Annotated in this window: 14 protein-coding genes and 3 tRNA genes; 8 read left to right on the forward strand and 9 right to left on the reverse strand. The window is 38.2% G+C overall.

The genetic code is table 11. The features are described from left to right. Positions 1-252: 252 nt before the first annotated feature. Complete coding sequence (locus BV902_RS23455) at positions 253-1,035, forward strand: Cof-type HAD-IIB family hydrolase (RefSeq protein WP_075994009.1); 783 nt, start codon at positions 253-255, stop codon at positions 1,033-1,035. On the opposite strand, the gene BV902_RS23460 is transcribed toward BV902_RS23455, so the two are convergent. Next, a complete protein-coding gene (locus tag BV902_RS23460) occupies positions 1,032-1,631 on the reverse strand; it encodes a hypothetical protein (protein WP_075994010.1) in 600 nt (199 codons plus the stop codon). The genes BV902_RS23455 and BV902_RS23460 overlap by 4 nt on opposite strands. Positions 1,632-1,676: 45 nt before the next feature. Here BV902_RS23460 and BV902_RS23465 point away from each other — a divergent pair, with 45 nt between their 5' ends. Continuing rightward, a complete protein-coding gene (locus BV902_RS23465) occupies positions 1,677-2,615 on the forward strand; it encodes a pirin family protein (RefSeq protein WP_075994011.1) in 939 nt (312 codons plus the stop codon). Positions 2,616-2,721: 106 nt separating this feature from the next. Here BV902_RS23465 and BV902_RS23470 read toward each other — a convergent pair whose 3' ends face one another. Beyond that, a complete protein-coding gene (locus tag BV902_RS23470) occupies positions 2,722-3,321 on the reverse strand; it encodes a DUF502 domain-containing protein (RefSeq protein ID WP_046671757.1) in 600 nt (199 codons plus the stop codon). A gap of 44 nt (positions 3,322-3,365) precedes the next feature. After that, positions 3,366-5,807 carry a bifunctional UDP-N-acetylmuramoyl-tripeptide:D-alanyl-D-alanine ligase/alanine racemase gene (locus tag BV902_RS23475; RefSeq protein WP_075994012.1) on the reverse strand — a complete coding sequence of 814 codons (2,442 nt, stop codon included), beginning with the start codon at positions 5,805-5,807 and terminating at the stop codon, positions 3,366-3,368. Between the two features lie 77 nt (positions 5,808-5,884). On the opposite strand from BV902_RS23475, the gene BV902_RS23480 reads away from it, so the two are divergent. The 3 genes from BV902_RS23480 (at position 5,885) to BV902_RS23490 (ending at position 6,648) form a co-directional block, all read left to right on the forward strand. Next, on the forward strand, positions 5,885-6,373 hold the full coding sequence (locus BV902_RS23480; protein WP_075994013.1) for a regulatory protein RecX: 489 nt from the start codon (positions 5,885-5,887) through the stop codon (positions 6,371-6,373). A gap of 112 nt (positions 6,374-6,485) precedes the next feature. Next, positions 6,486-6,558 (forward strand) — tRNA-Gly (locus BV902_RS23485). A 5-nt stretch (positions 6,559-6,563) separates the two neighbouring features. Continuing rightward, a tRNA-Leu gene (locus BV902_RS23490) sits at positions 6,564-6,648 on the forward strand. Positions 6,649-6,786: 138 nt separating this feature from the next. On the opposite strand, the gene BV902_RS23495 is transcribed toward BV902_RS23490, so the two are convergent. The 4 genes from BV902_RS23495 to BV902_RS23505 form a co-directional block, all read right to left on the reverse strand. Next, positions 6,787-7,929, reverse strand: coding sequence for a chromate transporter (locus BV902_RS23495; protein ID WP_075994014.1), 1,143 nt, complete (start codon positions 7,927-7,929; stop codon positions 6,787-6,789). Positions 7,930-7,960: 31 nt separating this feature from the next. After that, positions 7,961-8,116: a hypothetical protein gene (locus tag BV902_RS27870; RefSeq protein WP_216640405.1), complete on the reverse strand. Its 156-nt coding sequence runs from the start codon at positions 8,114-8,116 to the stop codon at positions 7,961-7,963. A 204-nt stretch (positions 8,117-8,320) separates the two neighbouring features. Next, positions 8,321-8,842 carry an OmpA family protein gene (locus tag BV902_RS23500; RefSeq protein ID WP_075994015.1) on the reverse strand — a complete coding sequence of 174 codons (522 nt, stop codon included), beginning with the start codon at positions 8,840-8,842 and terminating at the stop codon, positions 8,321-8,323. A gap of 97 nt (positions 8,843-8,939) precedes the next feature. Continuing rightward, complete coding sequence (locus BV902_RS23505; protein WP_075994016.1) at positions 8,940-11,126, reverse strand: glucoamylase family protein; 2,187 nt, start codon at positions 11,124-11,126, stop codon at positions 8,940-8,942. Positions 11,127-11,286: 160 nt separating this feature from the next. On the opposite strand from BV902_RS23505, the gene BV902_RS23510 reads away from it, so the two are divergent. The 3 genes from BV902_RS23510 to BV902_RS27490 all read left to right on the forward strand — a co-directional run bounded on the left by BV902_RS23510 (position 11,287) and on the right by BV902_RS27490 (position 13,224). After that, complete coding sequence (locus BV902_RS23510; RefSeq protein ID WP_046671762.1) at positions 11,287-12,240, forward strand: acetyl-CoA carboxylase carboxyltransferase subunit alpha; 954 nt, start codon at positions 11,287-11,289, stop codon at positions 12,238-12,240. 266 nt (positions 12,241-12,506) lie between these two features. After that, positions 12,507-12,579 (forward strand) — tRNA-Lys (locus tag BV902_RS23515). A gap of 459 nt (positions 12,580-13,038) precedes the next feature. Beyond that, positions 13,039-13,224 (forward strand): hypothetical protein, encoded by a 186-nt coding sequence (locus BV902_RS27490; protein WP_157626207.1) that lies wholly within the window; start codon positions 13,039-13,041, stop codon positions 13,222-13,224. A gap of 58 nt (positions 13,225-13,282) precedes the next feature. Here BV902_RS27490 and BV902_RS23520 read toward each other — a convergent pair whose 3' ends face one another. Together BV902_RS23520 and BV902_RS23525 are read right to left on the reverse strand one after the other, a co-directional pair. Next, complete coding sequence (locus tag BV902_RS23520; protein ID WP_335682249.1) at positions 13,283-14,032, reverse strand: LytR/AlgR family response regulator transcription factor; 750 nt, start codon at positions 14,030-14,032, stop codon at positions 13,283-13,285. Between the two features lies 1 nt (position 14,033). Next, complete coding sequence (locus BV902_RS23525; protein ID WP_075994953.1) at positions 14,034-15,650, reverse strand: sensor histidine kinase; 1,617 nt, start codon at positions 15,648-15,650, stop codon at positions 14,034-14,036. Positions 15,651-15,683: the final 33 nt, after the last annotated feature.

Here is a 15,683-nt window from a genome sequence, read left to right on the forward strand (position 1 = left end):
CTTGTATTTCCGATTTTATTTCCTCTTAACCTTGCGATTGACATTTACTTATCTCCACCAAGTGTGGTAAAAATTTTCATCAAAAATCGCAACAAACCATGAATAGACCTGTTGCCTTCTATTCAGATATGTTTATACACACTTCCATTAAAAACCAGATAACCCTATGGGAGATAAAACACCGCAGATTTAATATTGTAATAGTTACACTATCCCAAGTATTTAGTATATTTGATTTTGACCCAAAAATCCATGATTAAAGCTATCTTTTTTGACATCGATGGAACTTTGCTAAGTTTCAAAACACATCAAGTTCCCGAATCTACTCAACAAGCATTTCAATTATTAAAAGAAAAAAACATCAAGGTATTTGTTTCAACAGGAAGGTCCTACAATCAGCTGGGGCATATTCGTTACCTCGATTTTGATGGATATATCACCTTCAATGGCGGGTATTGCGTCACGAAGGAACAGGAAGTCATTTATAAAAATAACATTCCTCAAAAAGACATTCGCTCCTTATTGGATTATGCTAAAAAGCGTGAAGACCTGACTTTTTCATTCATGTCTGAAAAAGAAATTTCCTTGAACCAGGTTACACCGGAGGTACAACGAATGTACGAACAGGTCAATGTCCCCACCCCACCAGTTCGGGATTACGAAAAGGATTTTGATCTTGACTCAGTTATGCAGGTCAATGTTTTCATCAATCCTGAAGAAGAAGCTGAATTCATGGAAAATGTAATGCCAAATTCGGTTGCTTCGAGATGGACGCCCATTTTTGCTGATGTCAATCCGATGGGACAAAGCAAAAAAATTGGAATAGATGTTTTTTTAGATCATTTCAACTTCACTTTGGAAGAAACCATGTCATTTGGCGACGGCGGAAATGATATTACCATGCTAGCGCACACCCATATTGGAATTGCTATGGGTAATGCCAATCCCGAGGTAAAGGAAATTGCAGATTATATAACGGACAGCGTTGATGAAAATGGCATCTGGAATGCCTTAAAACACTTCAATATCATCTAAAGTTGGATAGTTAACGTAATTCGAGAAGTATTGCTGTTGCTATTCATCAGCAAATTATGTTTTTCCGGAAAAAGATAGTCCAATCGCTGTCGAAAATCACGTATCAATGTGCTGCTAAACTGACTTTCCAGATAATGGTTCACGCGATAGCTAACTTCCAGCATAATCAGCTTTGATGAGCCCGATAAGCGAATCCGAACTGGATGAGAAGACATCGTATTATAACCATTTTCAACAGCATGCTGTACCACAGGAAAAAGAATGAGCGGCGGCAACATAATTTCACCCTGAGACTGTAGCTTATTTTCCCATTTGACTGAAAAACCTGCTGGAAGAAAATGTTCGGCCAACTGCAAATATTGGTTCAACAAGTCCAGCTCTACCTGCATAACCTCAAATCGGTCAACATGAAGCTTAAGCAACTGCTCTTGAAAAACAAAATAGTCCACTGGATCTATTTTGTCACGTTGTATAAAATGCCCTATCAAAAAACTGTCCAGCTGACTGTTCCTAAAAGACAACCTATCCGCCAGTGCCAAAAGCTCTTCATTTCTTACACTCTTTTTACCCAAAAACCGATTGATTATACTGGACATTTCTTAAATTGCTTTAGATTAGAAACACAAAAATAAGGAAACATTATGTCAAATATTGCAATAGTTATTGAAGAAAGAGCCGCTGACATAGGCAATTTCTTAGTTGGGCGACTTCTTCCTTTCAGGCAGAAACGTATGGTCGGCCCTTTTATCTTTATCGACCACATGGGACCTGATAACATTGCCGAACCGCACTTTATGGATATTGCTCCACATCCGCATATCGGATTATCCACATTGACTTATCTATTCGAAGGTAGCATTATGCACCGTGACAGCTTAGGAAATGCCGTGGAGATCAAACCTGGAGCAGTCAATTGGATGACGGCTGGTAAGGGTGTCACACACTCCGAAAGAACTCCCGAACAGCTGAGATCTACCCCGCACGACCTACATGGGCTGCAGATTTGGGTGGCCCTACCAAAAGAACTCGAAAAAATGGAACCTAATTTTGTTCACATAGAAGAACCGCAGCTTCCACATTGGACCGAAGACGGTGTATCTTATTGTTTAATTGCAGGTGAAATTAAAAACCATCGTTCCGAGGTTCCGGTATATAGTCCATTATATCTTATTGAAATCAAAGCAGAACAAGATGCGACCATTAAACTGGGCGATTACCTATATGGCGAAAGTGGATTGTATATCCTTCATGGAACTGTTCATGCGGAAGGCCAGGAATTCGGTCCAAAACAGATTTTAGTTGCCAAGGATGCGAAACTATGTGAATTCGAAATGAGGGCGGGTACTTCAGTTTACATTTTTGGGGGCGAACCCTTTCCTGAACAACGATATATCGACTGGAACTTCGTCGCTTCAGACATTGAAACATTGAAAATAGCGCGCGAAAAATGGGAAAATCATGAATTTCCAAAAGTACCTGGCGATGACGGCTATATTCCAATCCCACCAGTAAATCCGACTTTAGGGCAGAAAAAAAAATCAATAGCAATGCCCTATACGAATAACAACGTGGACGTATAAATTGGAAAAGCCCCAAAAGTAGAAAGACAGAATAAGCAAAAAAATAAAAATGCTGGAAATCATACAACGACTTCCAGCATTTTTACTTAACCGATATGAAAGCCGACTAATGGGCTATCCCGCTCACACCACCGGAAACAACGAGTTTCATGGCATCTGTTGGAGACATATCTAATTTTTTCACCTTATCTGCACTGATAATGACGACCTGCCCTGCAAAAGAGTAGGAATATGGAAAATACACCATAACTTCTTCTTCAAGCCCAATGCTTTTTAAATCATGCTGCGTTAAGAAACCTATCTTCTTCAGACCAAACTCATTCACCGTCACCAGGACAGGTTCATTAAATTTCTTTGCATCACCAACAAAGGCCTCTGTAAAATCTTTAATCGAAGAATATAAGGTATTTAAAAGCGGAATCCGCTGGATCTGATGATTAATCCACACTTTAATGGGGTCTGTCACAAAATTTGTAAAAATAAGCCCCGCCAGAACCAATACCAAAATAACGGTCAGAATACCTATTCCTGGAATATACAAGGGGTGCCCTCTATCATCCTCCAAAAAATGTTCAGTTAGATTCAATGCCGAATCAACTGATGCAACAATCCAAACTATTAAAAAAATAGCACCAGCTAGAGGAACCACCACCAGGATACCTCGTATCAAATAATTAATAAATCCTCTGATTAATTTGCTAAACATGAATTGAAAATCAAATATTATTCAAAAATGCAGAATATCCTTTATTATTCATAAAAATATACTCTTTTTACGCGTTGGGAAATACTCGTCAGCAGTTCATAAGGAATCGTTCCTATAGCTTTCGCCGCTGACTTTATATCAGGGTACACGATAACTTCATCTTCCTCTCCAACTTCCACACCCGTAACATCCAACATGCACATATCCATACATATATCACCTATAGTAGGGACTAAAAACCCGTTTATCAACATTTTACCCACACCGTTACCAAAACGCCTATCGTAACCGTCCGCATAACCAATTTTAATTGTCGCAATCTTACTGTCTCTATACAGGACGCCGTGCCTATTATAACCTACGGTTTCACCTGCCGGGAGGTATTTAATCTGTGTCACATTCGTTTTCAAGGTACTCGCCTCCCTAATGGGTAAATCATGGCGCTCAATATCGATACCATAGAGCCCTATCCCCAACCTCACCATATCAAAATATGCATTCGGCCACAATTCAATACCCGATGTTGCTGCAATATGACGTAGAAAAGAATATCCTATACCACTTTCGAGACGCTTTGTAAACTCATCCAGCAGATCAATTTGTCGTTGTGTAAATTCCCGATCCTTTTCATTACCTGCAGACGCTAAGTGGGAAAATGCAGATTTAACCTCTAAAATCGCTTCCGCACGTAGCACCGCTATTAAACGATCGACCTCGTCAGGCATAAAACCCAACCGATGCATACCTGTATCTATCTTAATATGAATCGGAAAAGAAGCTATTTGTTTCGTTTTCAGAAAATTCAAAAAGGAGAACAATATTCTAAAGCTATAAATTTCCGGTTCAAGGTTATACTGAACAATGGACTCAAAAGAACTTTCATCAGGGCTCATCACTACAATAGGTAATTTTATGCCCGCACCACGCAAATCAACTCCCTCATCCGCAAAAGCAACCGTCAGATAATCCACCCGATTGAATTGCAAAAGATTTGCGATCTCGAAGCTTCCACTACCATAAGAAAAAGCTTTGACCATGGTCATCAACTTCACCTGTTTCGGCAGCAGCTGTCGATATACGTTCAAATTATTCTCGAGTGCATTCAAATTGATTTCAAGCACTGTATCATGCGATTTTGCAACTAAAAGCTGACTGATACGTTCAAAATGAAACTCACGTCCTCCTTTCAATAACACCGTGGCATTTTCAAAAGAAAGCGACCTAATATCGGCCAAGAAAGCAGTTGTATCGCTATATGAAATAGAAGGCACATCAAATTGTGATGCCACTTTAGGCAACACTTCGCCTATCAATATCAATTTATCCAAACGATACTCACGAAGCAAACGTTTCAGCTTGGACAAACTTTTTTCATCTTCGATATGGACACCAGGGATATCCGACAATATCAACATCTTGAACGGATGCTGCCCCTGCTGATTTAAAAACTCCAGGGCTATCTGCAACGCATCTAGATCATTACTATACGAGTCATCGATAATGGAGCTATTCTTTTTTCCTTTTTTTAATTCAAGACGCATCGCCACTGGCTGCAACTCTTTAATCCTCGATGCGATCACTTCATTTTCATAACCAAAACGTAGCATCACCGCTACACAATTTATCGCGTTCTCAACATTACCTTTATCCACAAACGGTACTTCAACAGCAAAGGTGCGACCGGTATAATAGAACGTGACCATAGTAAATCGGTCGTTAACCTGTTTGATGGAGTATACTTCCAACGAAAGGCCCTCATCAAGCCCCCAAGAAAATTTTCGTGGTCTATATGGCAATTGAATATTTTCGAGGTAACTATTTGGAAAAATCATAGTTTCAACATTTTTAAAAAGCTCGAGCTTTTCATAAATCTTTTCCTCCTTAGATTTGAAACCAGCTTTATGGGCAACACCGATGTTGGTTAATAGTCCTATAGTTGGTTTTATCATCTGCTCAAGGCGCAGCATTTCCCCCTTTTCTGAAATCCCCGCTTCGATTAGCGCAAGATTATACTGATCGGACAATCCCCACAAGGACAAAGCCACACCAAGTTGAGAATTATAGCTCTTAGGACTTCGGTAAATCTTATATTCAGGAGACATAAGCTGGAAAAGCCACTCTTTTACAATCGTTTTGCCATTGCTCCCAGTAATTCCGATGAAAGGATAATCAAATTTCTGACGATGAAAAGTTGCCAGCTCCTGCATAGCAACTAAACTATCCGATACCCAAAGAATATTAGCTTCCAAAAGCTCCATTTCCTGTCCCTCCTCGGCCTGAAGCACAAAATTACGAACTCCTTTTTCGTAGGCTTCCCGGATATACCGATGACCATCTCTGTTCTTCTGAAGTGCAAAAAAAATCCCGTTGTCCGCCTGGGCAATTTTACGGCTGTCATAAAATAAATGCTGGACAAAAGAATTAGGATCCGTTATAAATGTGCGATTAGGATGTAAAATCTGGGCGATTTCCGATATTTTGTACATTCTCCTGATATATTTTGATTGTGTCAAAACTGAACATTTTTTTAGTTATTTCATATTATTTTTGAAATTTTGACAATATGTTTGACGAAGAAAAAAGAAACAAGAAGATATTAACGCAGCATCAGGCGCAGTTGAAAGCGGAAAGCTATTGCGTCTATCAAGAACGCGCACAGCAAGAAGTACGCGATAAGCTCTACAGTTGGGGACTAAACGAAGAAGAAGTCGAAAATGTATTGGCTAATTTGATCAGCGATAATTTTTTAAATGAAGAACGCTTTGCTATTGCCTACTGTAACGGAAAACTCCGCATGAAAGGCTGGGGTAAAGTAAAAATCAAGCAGGCACTCAAAGCAAAAAGGGTATCCGAACAATTGATAAAAATTGCCTTTAAGCAAATCGATCTAGATGAATATGAACAAATCTTAAATCATATCATTGACAAAAAACTCCGTGAAATTAGTGGTAAGAACCACTATGCAGTTAAAAACAAAGTTTATCAGTTTGCACTATCCCGCGGATTTGAAAGTGATTTAATTTTTTCTACACTGAATTCAAAGGAGTTATAAAAAACACAGAAAGAAAGTAAATAAATATTTTGCAATATTGAATTTTCGCTCTATATTTGCATCACCAAAAAGGAACGCAAGGTTCTTTTAAAAATTGAAATAAAATTCCAATGCGAAAATAGCTCAGCTGGTAGAGCACAACCTTGCCAAGGTTGGGGTCGCGAGTTCGAATCTCGTTTTTCGCTCACCTGCCTAGGTGGTGGAACTGGTAGACACGCAGGACTTAAAATCCTGTTCCCGTTAAGGGAGTGCGGGTTCGATTCCCGCCCTAGGTACAAGAAAGCTCATCTAACGATGGGCTTTTCTTGTTTATGCGCGTATGTTACCTCGAATGGCCCTATCAAATTCACAAAACTCCCTTCAATCTTCAATAAACTTGCTTGCGAAACTCATCAGCCAATAGACATTTTATTTTATCGCCATAAAAATAAGAGAAAGCCGTAGGCCAGACTCAACAATATAAGTTTCAACATGCCTATTTTATACTTGAATAAAAGAAAAAGTGAAAATAACACCCAAACCAGAGCCATCGGCTCAATGGCATACCAAGAACTGACACCACTTGGAAATAGAATTCCTATACCTAAATAACAGGCTAAATTAACGATTACACCAACTACGGATGCAGTCACTAAAGATAGGATAAATTGTATACATGTATTTTTTTGGGTCCGTTCAATCAGTGGTGCCCCAACAAAAATCAAGGCAAAGTTTGGCAAAAAGGTAAAATATGCTGTAGTGATCAAACCTATTGCTGCCATGGAATAGGACTGATGAAAATGATTGAAGCCAGCCATAAAACCAACATAGGCCAAAACAACCACTAAAGGCCCCGGCGTCGTCTCTGCAAGAGCAAATCCATCGATCATCTGGCTCTTCGAAAGCCAAAACAATTTCTCTGTCACAAGAGCTGCAACATAGGGAATGACGGTATAAGAACCTCCAATTGTCAAATACGCAGACTTTGTAAATAAAAAAGAAAGTGTCTTCCAAAATTCAGTATCGATGGTAAAAAACAGCAAAATGCTCAACGGAATCAACCATAGTAAGAAAAACAGCAGCACCTGAAGAGAAATACGACGGTAGGATACCGAAGGAAGTGTTTCGAGCGTATTGACATAATAAGTAGATTCGAACTGCTTGTCTTCATTTTCACGATTAGCATCAATTTTCGAAGTTTTTGACAAGATTGCATATAGTAGTAGACCAACAGCGATCACACCCACAATAATCCAGGGCATTGGAACCCCAGCAAAATACGATAGAAGAAAAGCGGCCAATGCTACCAAATAATGCCATGTGCTGACAAGAGATTTCTGCCCCACCCGAAAGGTTGCAAATATAATGATCGCTAGAACTGCAGGTTTTAAACCCGAAAATAAAGCAATAAGCAATGCGGAGTTGCCATAGTGAGCATATAGTGTACTGAGTCCACATATAATAAGAAGTGAGGGAACAATAAAAAATACCCCGGCCAACACACCACCTTTTATGCCGTGCAACTTCCATCCTAAATAAATCGTCAATTGATGCGCTTCCGGTCCCGGCAACAACATACATGCATTGAGTGCCTGAAAAAACTTCCTGTTACTTACCCATCTTTTTTTTTTCGACCAAAAAATCGTGCATAATGGTCACATGGCCGGTTGTTCCACCAAAACTTATCCAACCTAACACAAACCAAAACCACATGGCTTCCCGAAAAATTGGCTTCTGTCTATTATTTTCTTCCTCTAAATTCATCTTTTTCAACGCTATTTGTCTTAGGCCCGGATTTTATCGAAAACAATTTCTGCAGAACAGGCCCTATTCCGATGTCTCCTGTTTTAAAACATCTTGTTTCGGGAGACCATATACAGCGGTGTGAAAACCGCCATATAACTGCATAAAAAAAGCGAGATATCTTAAATATCTCGCTTTTTTTATATTAAGAATTGGTCTGATAAACTATTTTTTATCTAAAATAGTAACTTCCACTCTTCTATTTTTTTGACGTCCTTCCGGACTTTTATTATCTCCAACTGGATTTGATTGACCGAAACCTTTTGCCGTAATGCGCGATTCAGCAACCCCAGAATCTACCAAGAACTTCTTAACAGACGCCGCTCTTTTATCGGAAAGCCACTGATTATACTCAACAGTACCCGTAGCATCAGTATATCCATCAACTTTGATCTTATTATTACTTTCCTTCAAGATCAACGCTAATTTACTAACTTCAGTTTTCGCCTTCTCAGATAGGTAAGAAGAGTTTGTTGGAAACAATAAATCAGACGATATACTAAACTTAATCCCTTCATCAGTTCTTTTCGCATCATTAAAATCCTTCTTCACATTTTTCAAACCATCATCAGTTCCATCTTTTGTTACAACTGCACCTGGATTGACTACAATAGCTTGTTGTTTACAGGAAAATAACGATAAACTTGCACATAAGGTTAAAATTCCCAAATTAATTTTTCTAAGCATGTCGTTTCTAACGTATTTAATATCGATTTAAGCAAGTAAATATAGCGAAAAAAGTCCAATATGACATCCGTTTTACGTCATATCTAACGTAACAAATCTATTTCTTGGTATATACTTTTTCTAAAGTCTTTTTTACCTCAGGAATATTCTCATACAATTTCCAAATCATGCCTGAATTTGCATTCTCGATCATCACGGCAATCGTTGCCTGATTCCTCGCACGATAAGTTTCAGAAACATCGTTGTTTTTAATATCAATCCAGCTTCTGAAACCATATTGTGTAAATAACACATCAGCGTATTCTTCGTAAAATTTACGTAATGCTTTTAGACCAATCTCCTTTTCAAATGGGTAAGCTGCAATAGCTATTGCAGGATTCACCAAATACCCCTGATAGGTATCTTCCACATTTTCCACTCCCCAAATATCGGTAAATCGAGTCCCTATACTCATTTCATTATCTCTCCGTTTATAGGCAAGAATATAATTCGATAAATATTTCTTGTAATCGACAAAATCATCTACTTTCCCTTTAGGATCCATAATCAAAAAGGGACGATAGACAGACATCAATGATTCATTTAAACTGCCGCCTGAAATACTCTTGGCAAAAATAACTTTGTCGTCGGAGTAGATCGAAATTCCGGCATTTCCCCTATCGCCAATTAAAGGGTTTGCACTTATTGAAAGCGCCAAAGAATCATTTAATTTCATTTTGAGTTCAGGAACCAAATCACTGGAGTCATCCCCAAAATACAATTCGTTGCCTTTATGTTTGGTTGCAAATCCATTGATATAAGCTGAAATAGCTAAAGGGTGGGTAGGTGAAGACATCGCCAGTAAATAGGTACCCAAACTCTCGTTAAATCCCCCCAAAGGCCTCGATCTAGCTGTACTGTCTACAGGCGACCACTTATTCCAGAGTACATCAGGATTCTGTGCGTCGGTAAAATAGTTCCAATTTATGCGTTCCCAGAGCTTCGTAATATTATTTCTCAACGTCTGTTCCACAGGATCTTCTTTAGAAAAATATTGCCGGGCGATTAAAAGCGATTCCATGATATGTGAGGTTCCGCGCAAATCGTACGTTGGAATTGAATCGCGATAATAAGGCACCCCCGACCGGCCATCGTAAAGCGCTGTAAAGATCCCTTGATGTTGTTGTGCACTGCTCAAAAATTTTACAATCCGTGTTAACCTGACCAAAAGAGCTTGTCGCGAGATCAAGTTATTCTCTCCCGCCACAAGTAGGCCCAAGATCGCATAGCCAGTTTCATTTGTAGATACAATAGCCTGCCTATTGCCTCGATCAGGCAGAAACATACCACTATTCACATCATAGTTGTCTATAAAATAATTCACATGAGCATTCCGGATAAAATTTAACATCTCCGTATCCGTACCTTTTTTTGTCTGTACCTCCCTAACCTCAGAAAAAGGAGATTCAACATAATTATAGTCTACCCAAGCGATCTTATAATAATAAGATTTGTTATATTCATTTACCCTATCGAGCGACTTCTGTACATAGATGGGTAAAATTGCGATCGGCTGAAAATTGAGTTTATCTTCCGAACGGTAGATTTTCACGTAGCGAATACTTGGTGTTAGCGGCAATTGCCAGACCAACTCGACTTGTTTATCCACGGAACTGATCTTAGATAAGATAGCTGCTGATGACAGTCTTACCTTTGGATAGTTTTTGGGCAAAAACTCTATTTGATCGATAAATAATTGATTTGTCTGCAGTGCAGTTCCATTTTGTTCAAGAATTAAAGCCGAAACAGGCTTCCCTAATGAAATTCCTACACATTTGGCGACTGGAATGGAAACATTAAGCCAAGTATCATAAGCAAAATCATCGATATAATTTGCGATATCCACAGCATTTGTCCTTGTATCATTTTGCTGTAAGGTGACTTTTGGCAATTGTCCCTTTTCAGTATTGCTTTGAATAAAAAGCTTAAAAGTTAGCTGATCATCCTTGGCAATTAAATAGGGAAATTTCTGTTTATCGTTTAAAATACTTGCCTCCCATTTACCATTAGGAGAAGAAACGTACCGCAAAGAAAGCGAATTGCCTGGCGTAAAAAACAAACTATCGGAAACCGGTAGGCTATAGCTCACATTTTGGATCCATGATTCACCAGTATAATGAGCGATACTCTTAGCATAACTCCCGTTGATAACACTATTGTCAAATAAAACCTCAGGATAACTTTCTGATCGAACAAGTGTAGGTAAGATCAGTAACAAAAGAAAGTAAAAATATTTTTTCAGCATAAGTCAACATTTTTCACAGGCCTACAATCAAAAACTAAGCCACCAGTACGATTATAACGCAAATGTAACAAAGGAATTCCAATGATATTATCCTCCCTAATTTTAATTTCAGAAAAAATGCGCTAAATTAGCCCTCTGAATATTTTCATAAAATAGATATATGAAAACCACGTTTGATTTTGAAAAGCCAATTGCAGACTTGCAATTGCAAATTGAAAAGGTAACTCAAGTTGCCGAAAAAACTCAAGTTGACATGAGCGCAACCGTTCGTGAGCTTGAAGAAAAGCTTGCTTCTACTGAAAAAGAAATATACGGCAATTTAACAGGCTGGCAGAACGTTCAAATGTCACGCCATCCGGATCGCCCTCAGACTTATGATTATATAGAAGCTATCTGCGACGAATTTATCGAGTTGCATGGTGACAGAACCGTTAAGGATGATAAAGCGATTGTCGGTGGTATGGCTTCTATTGATGGTAATGCCGTTATGATCATCGGTCATCAAAAAGGTAAAAACACCAAAGAGCGTCAATACCACAACTTCGGAATGGCCAATCCTGAAGGCTACCGAAAGGCACTACGTTTAATGAAAATGGCTGAAAAGTTCAACAAACCTGTGATCACTTTAATTGATACGATGGGTGCTTATCCAGGACTTGAAGCTGAAGAACGCGGACAGGGTGAAGCGATTGCACGTAACCTCATGGAGATGGCTGTATTGAAAGTTCCAATCATTTGCGTTGTTATTGGTGAAGGAGCTTCAGGTGGAGCTTTGGGTATTGGCGTTGGAAACAGAGTCTACATGATGGAACATACCTGGTATTCGGTCATATCGCCTGAATCTTGTTCTTCTATCCTATGGAGAAGCTGGGATCATAAAGAAAAAGCCGCTGAGGCATTAAAATTGACTTCAGAAGACATGTTGGGCAACGGCTTGATTGATGGTATTATCCCTGAACCGCTAGGTGGTGCTCACCAAGATCCCGCGGCAGCAGCGGCTAATCTAAAAAGCCAGCTGTTGAAAGATCTTGCTGAATTGACGGCTAAAGATAGCGATACATTAGTTACTGAAAGAATTGATAAGTTTAGCAAAATGGGTGTGGTAACTGAATAATGTTAGCAATACAACCCTAAAAAATAAAAAAGTCAGCAATTAGCTGACTTTTTTTATGGCTATCCTGCATTAAAAATACACCTCCTCGTTCCAACGAACAGCCTCCATACAAATCAATCCTATCCACAAGTTTCTAAAAGGCTTTTTTAATAAAAAATAATTCGGTAATTTTTAAATAGTTACAACTTTAATCAATAAAAAAGACAAAAACATTTTGCGCAAATAACTTATTTTTCTACCTTTGCATCACTTTCAAAAACAGAAAGGATTCCGTAGCTCAGCTGGTAGAGCAATACACTTTTAATGTATGGGTCCTGGGTTCGAATCCCAGCGGGATCACAAAAGAAAAGCTAATCTTACGATTAGCTTTTTTTGCTTTATCGGTATTTGAACCCGAAAGAAGTGTAGACAGGGTTTGATCGGAACATGTTAATCTACATCCCAAAATGTTCTATTACCCCACAATAACGATCGTTTTGTTATCTAAGCGTAGTCCTTTTCTTTTTTAATTTTTAGCTGCACAAATTAGGATCAAGTAGGGACAAAATTCGCTTTTATTACAGTGCTTGTTCAGTGCTCGTTCAGTGTTTGTTCAGTGATTACTCAGTGATGGTTCAGTATAGACTGAATAATCACTGAGCAATCACTGTCTAAAAATTGATTGAAAATTGTTATTAGGTATAAGTTGGTATGCGAGACCTCCAAGAAGATACCGTTGGTAAAAGAATAGAAAAGCCAGAATTTCCTTGAAATAATAATCATTACCTTAAGTGAATGTTTCATCATTAGGCTCGGTATATGATTAAACTTGGTTATTTGATCGCTATGGAGCTGATCACCTTAACTACAATGGCTTCACAATCGTTACCAAAGTGCTGCCCTCCGGGCAAGATTCCTACAAGTTCCTGTATTTCTAAACTTCGCGAATGGATTATGAAAGATATTTCTACGGTATTTTACCTTAAAAGCTATCTGAGCACATAGCACCAACCTGGATCATGTAGGCGATCAGATTATAAAGCGGGGATTACAATAGACTAGATTAGAGCTGCTGCAAGGCTTGTTTCACCATGTTTCTGTTGGGCTTAGAAATAGGTATTTTTTCACCAGACATTAAGAGTAAAATACCACCGTCTTCTTTTAACCAGCTTTTCACGTATTTTGGATTTACCAGATGGCTTTGATGAGTTCTTACAAATCCGTTGGGATGCAGTAGATCCGCATATTCTTTAAGCGATTTAGAAACCAAAATTTTTTCACCATTCGCAAGGATAAAGTGCGTGTAAGTATTATCTGCTTCACAACGTATGATTTCGGATAAAGTAACATACCTGATTTCGCTTTGCATCTGTAGAGCAATCTTGCCCACGTTCTTTTTGGGTTTCTTTAGTTGCTGTAGTAAAAATTCGAGCTGTGAATTTTGTTTCTGCGTAGCCAATTTATATTCAGCTTTATTTACCGCATCCATTAATTCTTCAATATCTATAGGTTTTAAAAGATAATCTAATGCCGCAAATTTTACAGCTTGTATTCCATATTGGTCGTAAGCGGTAACAAAAACAACTTCAAAATCACGCCATGGCAGCAGTTTTAACAGATCAAAGCCTGTCTTATCGCCCATTTGAATATCAAGAAACACTAGATTAGGCAAATATTTTCCAATAACATCAACAGCATCTCTCACGCTTTGCGCCATCGCAACTACACTTACCTGCGGACAGTGTTTTTCTAGCAAAGCCTGTAGGTTTTCTAAATTGGAGATTTCGTCGTCTACTAAAACTGCTCTCATCATATTATAGCCAATCCGTTAATGTTAAACATATTTTAGTGCCATTAATGCTTGATTGTATAACTAAGATAAAACGATTTTCTTTATAAACTCTATTTAAAAGTGCTACTCTACTGTCACTTAATTGAAGGCCCAAACCAGTGTACTTTCTTTCCGTGTCAAATCCAGTTCCATTATCGGTAACCGTTAGGACCAAGTTATCTGCTTGCTTCATAAATTCAATCATAATTTTGCCAGAAGTAGTTTTTTGCTCCATCCCATGTTTCACTGCATTTTCTACAAAAGGCTGAAGTAACATGCTTGGTATTTCTATGTTTGCCAAATCTAAGTCTCCAGAATGATTGATGGTGTACTGAAAGCCAAATCGCAATTGCTCCATTTGTAGGTAATCATCCAATAGAGATTTTTCTTGTAATAAACTAATCCGCTCATTATCCTTAAGCACGTTACGCGTTAAGCGAGCGAATTTAGAAAGGTATTTATTCGCACTGTCTATTTCATTCTTGTTTATCAGATTTTGGATACCAGAAAGTGCATTAAACAAAAAATGAGGATTTAATTGGGAACGAATGGAGTTAAGCTGTAGCTTTATCATGCTTCCTTCCTGTTCTTTTTCTGCCAGCTTTTTTTTGTTACTTTTTTTTGAGAGATAGAGGATAACAAGAAACACGAATCCAATGGAAGATGTTCCAATTGCCGCATAAGTAAAAAGCTCTAATTTGGTATAACTTTCTTCATCTATCGTTATAGAAAGCGTATGCCGGGTCACATATTTTTCTATTTCTTCTGATGAAATATCAAAATCCGAGTATCTATCCCATTTGATCAATGGCTGAATGATAATTTCATAATCTCCCGATTTTTTGAAAATGCTTTTATCAATCTTTATATAAGGTGAAAGTTTATAGGCTTCATCAAGGTAGCCCCCATATTGCCAAGCTGTTGATTCGAAGATGATCTTATTTGATTTTTTATCTTTTATGGAGGTATAGTAGAGATAATCAATATCCAACCTGTCTTTTACGATCGTTAATTCATCGTCCTTGCGGGTAAAAATAATGCTTGTCTTTTCTTTCGGATCTGTGATATAGCTGTAATCAATACCTTCTTTAGTAGCGAAGCGTTTTGCAAAAGTTTTAATTTTCGCTTTCGGAATTGGTCTACCGTAAAACACATTTTTGTAAACATCTTGCGGTCTTTGGATGTCATAGGTGAGTATTGTAATGATTTTATCTTTTATAGAGAAGGTACCTAACGTAGCAGAGCGTCGTATTTCCCCCTCCCCTCTATCAATATTTTTCAGCCGTGCAGTGTCGATCAACTTATTTATCGCTAAAGGTTTGTTATCCACCAAGATTGTATACCGATAATCCTGTACACGTTCTGTCTTTCTAAAATAGATTTGGACACTTATATCGTTAATTCCTTGTAAATAATTAAAAGAGGTCTGCGGTTGATTTGGAAATATATTTCCATAATAAACGTTTTTGGCTGCACTATCAACAAACATAGCTAATCTTCCGCCAGCAGCGTACGAGCGATAAAAGTTAATGCCATTTTGTGCATTTGCAGCAGATAGCATAATAACGACGTTTAGCAATGCAAGGATTATCTTTTTCATTTTGTCTGGTTTAATTTTCATCAAACTTGCCAC

The sequence above is a fragment of the Sphingobacterium sp. B29 genome, from assembly GCF_001952815.1.
In the GTDB taxonomy this organism is placed as follows: Bacteria; Bacteroidota; Bacteroidia; order Sphingobacteriales; family Sphingobacteriaceae; genus Sphingobacterium; species Sphingobacterium siyangense.

Bases quoted from the DNA above. Each gene is read 5' to 3' on its own strand.
- BV902_RS23455 (WP_075994009.1), top strand. From the start codon at position 253: ATGATTAAAGCTATCTTTTTTGACATCGATGGAACTTTGCTAAGTTTC.
- BV902_RS23460 (WP_075994010.1), bottom strand. From the start codon at position 1,631: ATGTCCAGTATAATCAATCGGTTTTTGGGTAAAAAGAGTGTAAGAAAT.
- BV902_RS23465 (WP_075994011.1), top strand. From the start codon at position 1,677: ATGTCAAATATTGCAATAGTTATTGAAGAAAGAGCCGCTGACATAGGC.
- BV902_RS23470 (WP_046671757.1), bottom strand. From the start codon at position 3,321: ATGTTTAGCAAATTAATCAGAGGATTTATTAATTATTTGATACGAGGT.
- BV902_RS23475 (WP_075994012.1), bottom strand. From the start codon at position 5,807: ATGTACAAAATATCGGAAATCGCCCAGATTTTACATCCTAATCGCACA.
- BV902_RS23480 (WP_075994013.1), top strand. From the start codon at position 5,885: ATGTTTGACGAAGAAAAAAGAAACAAGAAGATATTAACGCAGCATCAG.
- BV902_RS23495 (WP_075994014.1), bottom strand. From the start codon at position 7,929: ATGTTGTTGCCGGGACCGGAAGCGCATCAATTGACGATTTATTTAGGA.
- BV902_RS27870 (WP_216640405.1), bottom strand. From the start codon at position 8,116: ATGAATTTAGAGGAAGAAAATAATAGACAGAAGCCAATTTTTCGGGAA.
- BV902_RS23500 (WP_075994015.1), bottom strand. From the start codon at position 8,842: ATGCTTAGAAAAATTAATTTGGGAATTTTAACCTTATGTGCAAGTTTA.
- BV902_RS23505 (WP_075994016.1), bottom strand. From the start codon at position 11,126: ATGCTGAAAAAATATTTTTACTTTCTTTTGTTACTGATCTTACCTACA.
- BV902_RS23510 (WP_046671762.1), top strand. From the start codon at position 11,287: ATGAAAACCACGTTTGATTTTGAAAAGCCAATTGCAGACTTGCAATTG.
- BV902_RS27490 (WP_157626207.1), top strand. From the start codon at position 13,039: ATGATTAAACTTGGTTATTTGATCGCTATGGAGCTGATCACCTTAACT.
- BV902_RS23520 (WP_335682249.1), bottom strand. From the start codon at position 14,032: ATGATGAGAGCAGTTTTAGTAGACGACGAAATCTCCAATTTAGAAAAC.
- BV902_RS23525 (WP_075994953.1), bottom strand. From the start codon at position 15,650: ATGAAAAAGATAATCCTTGCATTGCTAAACGTCGTTATTATGCTATCT.